This is a genomic window from Virgibacillus sp. AGTR (genome assembly GCF_016919725.2).
Classification (GTDB): Bacteria; Bacillota; Bacilli; order Bacillales; family Amphibacillaceae; genus Virgibacillus; species Virgibacillus salarius.
Genome location: NZ_JAJERH010000019.1, coordinates 48,046 through 57,880, shown reverse-complemented (window position 1 = coordinate 57,880; position 9,835 = coordinate 48,046). Strand labels below are relative to the sequence as shown.

Here is a 9,835-nt window from a genome sequence, read left to right as displayed (position 1 = left end):
ACGTTTCGATTTCGTACCGTCGTGCCAGACTTTTCGAATCGTTACGATGCCGGTTATTACGGCTATTATTTTTAACAGTATAACCATTTCTTACCTCCTTTCTATAATCTCATTATACTACATTTAAATGTAGTAGTAAAGGGTAAATAGACAAATTTTTAATTTATTTTTTTCTTGAAAACAGAATGGATGTTCTTGTACAATGATAGAAACAAATGTTCTTGTTGGAGGTAATTACATGACTGCGGTACCTAAACCACCTAAAGGTAAAAAGAAGTCGGCTAGTAACAGCCCAAAAATGACAGAAGATAAGCTCTTGGAGATTTCTGAACGACTAGCTGACGCATTGGATTTTAAGAATAAGGTTACAATTACTACATATAGAAAAGGAAAGTACGAAAAGTTTACAGGTATTATCCAAAGTGCAAACCCTGAAACGAAAATGATCACTTTTAGTGTTGGTAATTTCGAACATCATAAGATCAGCGTAAATATTATTGTAGGTGTAGAATGAAAAAGAGAAGGCTTTGAAACCTTCTCTTTTTTTGATATTTAAAATTAGGTTACACCTGTCCGCACTTAATTAAAATACTTCCCCAAACCTCCCCCAATTATTTGGTGGAGAATAAATTATTTTACGAAGCATAAAAAACAAAAAACCCCAGAACACTTGATTTAACAAGGTTTCTAGGGTTATTAAAACTGTTAAAAAATATACTCTGAAATTAACGAGAGTAGAATTCAACAATAAGCGCTTCGTTAATTTCAGCTGGAAGTTCTTCGCGCTCTGCATAGCGAGTGAACGTACCCTCTAATTTATCAGCATCAAATGTTAAATATTCAGGGATGAAGTTATTTACTTCCACTGCTTCTTTAACAATATCAAGATTCTTAGATTTTTCACGTAGGCTGATAACTTGACCTGGTTTTACCATGTATGATGGAATATCAACGCGACCACCGTCTACAGTAATATGACCATGATTTACAAGCTGACGTGCTTGTCTGCGTGTACGAGCAAGACCTAAACGATATACAAGGTTATCTAAACGAGAGTCAAGCAAAATCATGAAGTTTTCGCCGTGAATACCTTTCATTTTACCAGCTTTGTTAAACAACGTACGGAATTGACGTTCGTTCAATCCATACATAAAGCGAAGCTTTTGCTTCTCTTGTTGTTGTAAACCAAATTCTGAGATTTTCTTGCGTTGGTTAGGTCCATGTTGACCAGGAGCGTAAGGGCGTTTATCTAATTCCTTACCAGTTCCAGTTAATGAAATGCCAAGACGACGTGATTTTTTCCATACTGATCCAGTATAGCGAGCCATAAGACATTTCCTCCTTTTTATTTTATTTGCATAAAACAAAAAGCCGTGTTCCTAATCACCTGACCATGATGTTTTCATGTATCATCGCTCCAGCAGCTATGAGTTACGCGATACACCTCATTACAGAGGAACAACATGCATACAAGTGTTGGTTCACTAAGGCTACTTAATTATTTTACACAAAGACTAGTATATAATTTTTAATGAATATAGTCAACCATAAATAAAATTTGGAAAAATTATCAACTTCATATAGGAAAAATGAACTATTTCATATATAATAAAACTATAAAATAGTTCATTGGACTCATTGATGATAATGAATGAGAGGTGATAAATGATGAAAGACAGAGATTTGATTCAGGGGAACCTGCAGCAGGCATACTTTCAAATTACCTCTAATCTATCCCATCTCTCTTATGAAGAAAGTCTACATAATATGATAAAAGCGATCAAGCAGGTATTGCATCTAAAATGGGTAGGTGTATATCACTATCTACGTTCAACTAATTCGTATCACATTCAGTTGATGGACCCTTCAAATGAAATAAACGTATTAAACCAATTACCATTGAATGCTATATCAAATGATAATCAGTTTGGAAAGTGCATAATTGATCGATCTTCTGTATTTTATTTAAAGCTAAAAGATAGAAATTTTTCCAAGGTATTAGTGTGTTTTAAAGCATTTCAAATCGATCCTACTATACTTGCGATTGTTCAATCAGAATCTCAGAGGTTGATAATGCAATTGGATCAATATTATCCACAACAAATAAACTACCCGTTTTTATATGATCTTTCCATTTGTATATTTACCATGAAACGGAAATCTTCCATCTTAAATGAAGTCATTGATGCAATTCGTGAAATATATCCAACCCATTCGCTACACTTATTACTCGCACATGATACGGAAGTTGATTATAATTTTTCAGTAAAGTCGATGGCGTATACGGATGATAGTACAAATGGTTTTGGATCTAAAGCGTTCATGACTGAGGAGGTTCAAATCGAGAAAAGAAAAGGAGGTGCAGGTGAAAAATTATATGTTCCTCTAACGGGAAGGCAAGGTGTGTATGGTGTTATCCAATTGATTTCAAAAAGCTGTGATGTATTCGCGAAAAGCGATGTAGATTTTATAACACATATTGCTCAAACAGCTGGAAAAGCAATAGAAAACGCAAGTCTACTCGAAAATGCAAATTTGCTGATCGCGGATTTAAAACTAATTAATGAAGTTACACATCAATTGAATTCCAATTTAAATTTGACTGATATTACAGAATTTGTTCGAAAAAAAATCAAAGAGGTATGTCGTGCTTCGGAAATAGGTTTTATTTTTCAACGGTCTGATGGATCGTATGCTGATGTTCTAACTGCGAGCACTGCCTACTTTAAAAAAGAAGAAAATCAGAGTCTAGTGGATAAATTACTGAAGGATATCGTTCATCCAACATTTTATGGGAAGTTTGAATATATTCCAACATTTCCTTATCATTCGCTTATGATTATTCCGTTGCGACAAGACATCCATACATATGGTCATGTTGTGATTATGCATGAAGCGTCCTATTTCTTCTCGTTTGAAGTGTTTAAATTATTGCAATCATTGATTCAACATTGCTCTTTAGCACTCGCTAATGCTATCTTAAAAGAGGAATTGGAAAAAGCGGTTATCACAGATTACTTAACAAAATTATATTCGAGGAATTATTTAGAAAAAGTTGTCATAAATCAAATGAAAACAGCTAGAATGGGCTCATTAATTTTATTTGATATTGACGATTTCAAACGAATTAATGATACATACGGTCATCATGTTGGAGATGAAGTACTTAAACAAGTGGCTGATGTAATAATGAGGTTTTCTGAACAAGATGCTATTCCTTCCAGATGGGGAGGGGAAGAATTAGCCATATACACTCCTAACCTATCAATTGATGATGCGGTCCAAATAGCTGCAGGCATTCGTGAGCAAGTAGAGGAACGGACTAATCCAACTGTAACACTATCTTGTGGCGTTTCTTCTTGGTCAGAGGATTTCGATGATTCCGTAAGTGAGCTTTTTATTCGTGCAGATAAAGCACTATATGAAGCGAAGCATAGAGGGAAAAATAGTGTAGTGAAGCGTGTAAAAGATAGATAAGTTCTTATAAATGGAAGAATTAAATCGGCTGGGCTTTCCGCACAGCCGATTTCCAGTTATGATCTATTATTAGGTATACTTAGGGTAAATAAGTTTGTAATGCATGAACAAACTTTTCTAAATATTCCTGATCAATTTCATCAAAGCGATCCATCATCGGACTGTCAATATCAAGAACACCGTAAACCTTATTATCTATAATGATAGGGACAACGATTTCAGATTTGGTAGCACTATCGCATGCGATATGACCAGAAAAATTATGAACGTCAGCTACCCGTTGGGTTGATTGCTCTTTAACAGCAGTTCCACAAACACCTTTTCCATAACCAATACGGATACATGCTGGTAATCCTTGGAACGGACCTAACACAAGCTCATCTTCTTTCCATAAGTAAAAACCAACCCAATTTGTATCGGAAAGAAATTGATTTAATAAGGCTGATGCGTTGGAAAGTATGGCAATAGCATCCGTTTCATCTTCACTTAATGCTTGCAGTTGACGAATTAATAACTCATAATCTTTTAGTTTATTTCCAGAATATATACTTGTTTGGAACATTTAGATTTTCCTCTCTCTTTAGTATTTCGACATGTATGATAAATATTGTCGAGCGAAAATTGCAGGATAAATCATCTCTATGTCGTAATGGAGATGTAAGGAGTTGAATCGTATGAAGACTAATCTCTCGAAACAAAAAGTAATAGAAGCAGCTTCCGCATTATTTTTTCAAAAAGGATTTCATGGCACTTCTGTTCGGGATATTGCGGAGAAGGCCAATGTTAATGTTTCGCTTATTAGTTATTATTTTAAAGGAAAGCAAGGGCTGCTGGAATATGCGGTTACGGACTATTACGAAAAATATCTTGATACCATGGAAGAAGCGTTAGAGCATTATCAAGACTTATATGCTTTGGATCAGTTAAAGGAATTAATTTTCATCATTATACAGTATAAACAAAGTAATCATCAATTCTCTTGTTTTATACATAGAGAATTGTCGCTAGATTCTGTATTCGTTAGAGAGATGGCTGTGACCTATTTAGCGAAGGAAAATTATTTTATTAGCAGGGCATTTTTTAGTGTACTTGATAAACAGCATTCATCAATTAATGATCGAAATTATTTATTAATGCAGTTAAAAGGCATGCTAATTACGCCATATATTATGCATAATGAATGGAAAAATCATATTATTGGTGATGGTTCGCATGATTTATTCGTTACAAATTATGTAAAGACGATTCATCGATGGTTGGACTTTTTAGTCGAGGTTTCAGGTGAAAAAATAGCTGAGGATGCACATGGCAGATGATGTCGCGATTTACTAGTGAAATAGGCACGCTGACGATTGTCGTACAATACTATACAATCACTTGCTAATTTTTATTATGTATAAATGAGTACGGACTTACCTATAGCGTGTAGAATAAAAAATTGGCTGAAACCCCAATTTATTTGTATTTTTTTAGCAAAAATTGTGTTTAACATGGTATTATTATAATTAGATTATTATTAGCGACGATTATTTTATTTTTGTAAACGTCCATCCTCTTTAGGAATTTAGTTGGGAGGCATTTTATGGCATACATCATAGGCATTATACTAATAGTTATAGCACTTATTATTACAGGACTTATCTTACGAAAAAGGGTATATGATGTTGTTGATCGTTATGAAGCCTGGAAAATGGACATTATGGGTCGAAACATCGCTTCAGAGCTCTCCCGTATAAAAATATTAAACTTATCAGGGGAAACACAAGATAAATTTGAAGCGTGGAAGGATCGCTGGGAATATATAGTAACAAAAGAGCTTACTGATATTGAAGAACATTTATTTGATGCAGAAGAAGCGGCGGATCGATATCGGTTCTCGAAAGCTAAAAAAATCCTGGCTAAAGTCGATCAGATATTGCAATCCGTGGAAAAGGATATAGAGAAGATTTTAATGGAAGTAGAAGAACTGCTTGAATCCGAAGAGTCCAGTAGAAAAGAAATAGAGCATGTTGAACCTACAGTAAAGGCGTTACGTAAACAGCTTTCGCAAAACAGATATCAATATGGAAAAGCGGAAGCCTATTTTGATAAAAAAATGGATGAACTGGAAGCACAGCTAACTAATTATCATCAACTTGTCGAGAATGGAAATTATATAGAAGCGAAGCAGCTCGTCGATCAATTAAAGCTATCTGTGGATAGCCTAGAGGGAGAGTTAGATGATTTTCCACAATTATATAAATCATGTAAGCAGGAATTACCTAGTCAGTTAGATGATTTATATACAGGTTTAAAGGAAATGAAAAATGAAGGTTATCGTGTGGATCATCTGGCTTTTGAAAAAGAAATACGCAAATATCAGGAAAGACTTTTACATATAGTTGGCGCTATGGAGAGTGGTGACTTTTCTGAGGCAGAAGGTGCCATAGAGGAGATAGATGGACGGATAAAGGAAATGTATCAGCTGCTCGAAAAAGAAGCAATAGCTAGGAATTTTGTGGAAACAAAAGTTCCGACCTATCAGAGTACGTTAAAGGAAATTACAGACACATTTGCTGGTACTAAAGCGGATGTTGAGCTATTAAAGAAGGCTTATTATTTTGAAGATAGTGATATGGAGAAGTATTTAACATTAGAAAAGGCAATCGGAAAACTAAACACGCAATTTGAAGAACTACTAGATAAAATCGAGAAAGAGAAATCTCCACACACAAAGCTACGTGATGAGTTAGAAGCTGGCTTTGTGCAAATTGAAGAGCTAAAAGAAAAACATGAAGCGTTTAAAAAGCGCATTCGTAATCTTCGTAAGGATGAGCTTGAGGCGAAGGATAAGTTGACGGAAATGCGAAATCAGTTGTATAGTATTCAGCGTAAGCTCAAGAAAAGTAATGTTCCTGGAATTCCAAGTAATATATGGAACTTAATAGAAACAGCTGGAGAAAAAAATCAACGTGTGATGAAAACATTGGAAAAACAACCGCTAGATATGGCAGAGGTGCAACAAGCTTTAAATGATGCGAAGAATGCTGTAGAGTATTCCATGGAACAAACAGATCTTATGTTGGAACAAGCTTATTTAACGGAGCAGGTTATCCAATATGCGAATAGATATCGTAGTCAGTATCCATTATTAGCTGCAAAGCTAGCCGAATCAGAACGGTTATTCCGAAATTACGAGTATGAACTATCGTTGGAGCATGCAGCTAAAGCAATCGAAGAAGTTGAACCTGGCGCGTTAAAACGAATTGAGGAATATCAAGAGGTATTGAATTAAGTAAATAGGACTTAATAGAAAAAGGATATTATATAATATCCTTTTTTCTAAGCAAAGAAATTAATTAAGAAGGCGGCTTGGTGTAATTCTTCTAGGAAGTTAGGAGTTAGTTGAATGATTTATTTAGATAATAGTGCTACAACAGTGCCTGATTCAACAGTATTAAAAAGTTTTGAACAAGTATCTACTACTTTTTTTGCTAATCCATCTTCTATTCACCCATTGGGAGGAGAGGCAGAAAAACTTTTAATTCAAGCTAAGAAACAGGCTGCTGAAATTCTATATGTAGCGGAAAATGAAATTATATTCACTTCTGGAGGTACAGAAGGTAATAATATTGCTATTAAAGGTATTGCTTTAGAGCATCAAAGCAGGGGTAAACATATTATCACCACTCAGATTGAACATCCTTCTGTAGATAATGCCTGTAAAAGCTTGGAAAAATTAGGCTTTGAAATAACATATCTACCAGTGAATAGGGATGGGGTAATTGCCTTATCAGACCTAAAGCAAGCAATAAGAAATGATACCATTTTAATTAGTATTATGCACGTGAACAATGAGCTAGGTTCGATCCAACCTATAGCAGAAATCGGAAAAATTGCAAAACAATATCCAAAATTATTTTTCCATGTCGATTATGTCCAAGGGTTAGGGAAAGTTCCATTAACCTTAAGAAATAGTGGAATAGATCTTTGTACGATGTCTGGTCACAAAATTCATGGTTTAAAAGGAACAGGCTTATTGTTTGTAAAGAATAGAACAACTCTTTTTCCGTTATTTCATGGCGGAGAACAGGAGCAGGCGATACGTTCGGGAACGGAGAATTTAGCTGGAGCAGTTTCGATAGTGAAAGCCTTACGCTTAATCATGGAAAAGGAACGCTTATACAAGCAGAGGTTATATGAATTACAACGTTTTCTTCGTGAGGAACTGGAAAAAATAGAAGCTGTTAAAGTAAATACGCCTATACATGCGGCACCGCATATTATTAATTTTTCGATACCAGGGATTAAACCAGAGGTAATGATACACATGCTCAGTGAAGAAGAAATTTATATATCAACAAAATCAGCTTGCTCTTCTAAAAAGTCAGATGAAAGCAAAATTCTCGCGGCTTGTGGGTTTTCTGATGATAGAGCAGTATCTGCTTTACGAGTAAGTCTTTCTTATCAAAATACAGAGGAAGAATTAACTAATTTTATTCACGTACTGAAAGAGAAAATTCAACAATTTAAAGAAGTAATGGAGTAGATAACATGCAATATGATCATATTTTAATACGCTACGGAGAAATGGCGTTAAAGGGTAAAAATATAAAACAATTTATTATCCGTCTACAAGAAAATATTCAACATAAATTAGCTGCATTTCCAAACATAAAAGTAAAACGAACACAAGGGAGAATGTTTATTTTACTAAACGGTCATGATCCTGAGCCAATTATCGAAAAATGTAAGAATATCTTCGGAATTCAAAGTATGAGTTTGGCAATTAAGGTGGAGAATGATCCCGATAAAATAAAAGAAGCCGCTTTATATGCTTTAAAAAATGCTACAAATGTAAACACATTTAAGGTATCTGTGAAGCGGATTAATAAAGATTTCCCCATTGCTTCACAGGAAATGAACCAAGTATTAGGTAGACATTTATTAATCAATACGAATGAAATTAAAGTGGATGTGCATCATCCTGATTTAGAAATTAAAGTCGAAATAAGACTAGAAGCAGCTTATATTACGTCAAGTGTTATTCAGGGACTTGGAGGTCTTCCGGTAGGCACATCTGGTAAATCACTATTATTACTTTCAGGTGGTATTGATAGTCCTGTTGCTGGCTACCTAGCAATGAAGCGAGGGGTGCAGATTGAAGCTATTCATTTTCATTCACCGCCATTTACAAGTGAACGTGCAAAGCAAAAAGTTCTGGACTTAGCTAAACAATTAACAAAGTATGGTAAATCGATTCAAGTGCATATCGTACCGTTTACCAAACTCCAGCAAGAAATTTTTCGAGAAATGCCTGACGGTTATGCAATGACAATCATGCGGAGAATGATGATGCGTATAAGTGAACGAGTATGTGTGAACCAAGAGATCTTATCGTTGACTACTGGTGAAAATCTTGGACAAGTAGCGAGTCAAACCATGCAAAGTATGAATACAATTAATGAAGTAACTAACTATCCGATTATTCGACCATTGATAACAATGGACAAAACAGAGATCATTAACATATCAAGAGAGATTGGTACCTACGACACGTCTATTTTACCTTATGAGGATTGTTGTACGATATTTGTACCTAAGTCGCCAAAAACGAAACCAAAAAGGGAAAAAGCAAATTTGTTTGAATCGAAGAAGGATTTTACAAAATTAATGGATGAAGCAATTGCTGGAATAGAAACGATAAAAGTATCAGCACGAGATACAGAGACCAAGTTTGATGGTTTGTTCTAAGGAAAGGTAGAAGACTGGATTATTGATGTCTGACCATATCCCTTAATTTGTCAGGAACTACCATTTAAAAATATGTATGCTTTCTCTCCTTGGTACACATTCTATAAGTACCAAGGAGGTGAGTTAACATGGCAGCAAATAATTCTTCAAATCAATTAGTAGTCCCTGGTGTTCAACAAGCTCTAGATCAAATGAAATATGAGATTGCTCAGGAATTTGGTGTACAATTAGGACCGGATTCAACATCTCGTTCCAACGGTTCTGTTGGTGGTGAAATCACTAAACGTCTTGTTCAAATGGCTGAACAACAATTTGGTGGAACAAAATAACTTAAATTAAATAGTTAAAATGGCTATAGGGCTATCCGGTTTCGGGTAGTCCTTTTTAATTGTCTAGGAAATGAAGGAAATTATAACATTTGCCCATATGGATAAATAGGGGTGTGTTGAACTGCGTCCAGCGCCAGTGCCCAGAAACGAGGTGACTTCATGAATCGCCCTACATAAGTCATCATCTGCTCGCAAGCTCACCGTGATTCCTTTATCCCCGTTGACTCGCTCCAGTCGCTTGCGCTTTGTTCTCATTGGTAAACCTATTATGACTATAATCCCTCTTGATTCCTATT

At 35.2% G+C, this 9,835-nt stretch carries 9 protein-coding genes; 7 read left to right on the top strand and 2 right to left on the bottom strand.

What is annotated here, in order from left to right:
• Window positions 1–202 precede the first annotated feature (202 nt).
• Window positions 203–514 (top strand): YolD-like family protein, encoded by a 312-nt coding sequence (locus JUJ52_RS09570; RefSeq protein WP_205388662.1) that lies wholly within the window; start codon window positions 203–205, stop codon window positions 512–514.
• A 211-nt stretch (window positions 515–725) separates the two neighbouring features.
• Here the strand turns inward: JUJ52_RS09570 and rpsD are convergent, their stop codons facing one another.
• Window positions 726–1,328 carry a 30S ribosomal protein S4 gene (gene rpsD / locus JUJ52_RS09565; RefSeq protein ID WP_026681455.1) on the bottom strand — a complete coding sequence of 201 codons (603 nt, stop codon included), beginning with the start codon at window positions 1,326–1,328 and terminating at the stop codon, window positions 726–728.
• Window positions 1,329–1,665: 337 nt separating this feature from the next.
• Here rpsD and JUJ52_RS09560 point away from each other — a divergent pair, with 337 nt between their 5' ends.
• On the top strand, window positions 1,666–3,477 hold the full coding sequence (locus JUJ52_RS09560) for a diguanylate cyclase (RefSeq protein WP_166530176.1): 1,812 nt from the start codon (window positions 1,666–1,668) through the stop codon (window positions 3,475–3,477).
• A 79-nt stretch (window positions 3,478–3,556) separates the two neighbouring features.
• Here JUJ52_RS09560 and JUJ52_RS09555 read toward each other — a convergent pair whose 3' ends face one another.
• Window positions 3,557–4,039, bottom strand: a complete 483-nt coding sequence (locus JUJ52_RS09555) for a GAF domain-containing protein (RefSeq protein ID WP_026681454.1) — start codon at window positions 4,037–4,039, stop codon at window positions 3,557–3,559.
• A 112-nt stretch (window positions 4,040–4,151) separates the two neighbouring features.
• Here JUJ52_RS09555 and refZ point away from each other — a divergent pair, with 112 nt between their 5' ends.
• The 5 genes from refZ to JUJ52_RS09530 all read left to right on the top strand — a co-directional run bounded on the left by refZ (window position 4,152) and on the right by JUJ52_RS09530 (window position 9,539).
• Complete coding sequence (gene refZ, locus JUJ52_RS09550) at window positions 4,152–4,793, top strand: forespore capture DNA-binding protein RefZ (RefSeq protein WP_026681453.1); 642 nt, start codon at window positions 4,152–4,154, stop codon at window positions 4,791–4,793.
• Between the two features lie 266 nt (window positions 4,794–5,059).
• Entirely contained in the window at window positions 5,060–6,751 is a 1,692-nt protein-coding gene (gene ezrA, locus JUJ52_RS09545) for a septation ring formation regulator EzrA (protein WP_026681452.1), read from the top strand.
• A gap of 114 nt (window positions 6,752–6,865) precedes the next feature.
• On the top strand, window positions 6,866–8,005 hold the full coding sequence (locus JUJ52_RS09540; protein ID WP_026681451.1) for a cysteine desulfurase family protein: 1,140 nt from the start codon (window positions 6,866–6,868) through the stop codon (window positions 8,003–8,005).
• Between the two features lie 5 nt (window positions 8,006–8,010).
• Entirely contained in the window at window positions 8,011–9,210 is a 1,200-nt protein-coding gene (gene thiI, locus JUJ52_RS09535) for a tRNA uracil 4-sulfurtransferase ThiI (protein WP_026681450.1), read from the top strand.
• A gap of 128 nt (window positions 9,211–9,338) precedes the next feature.
• On the top strand, window positions 9,339–9,539 hold the full coding sequence (locus tag JUJ52_RS09530; protein WP_026681449.1) for an alpha/beta-type small acid-soluble spore protein: 201 nt from the start codon (window positions 9,339–9,341) through the stop codon (window positions 9,537–9,539).
• Window positions 9,540–9,835: the final 296 nt, after the last annotated feature.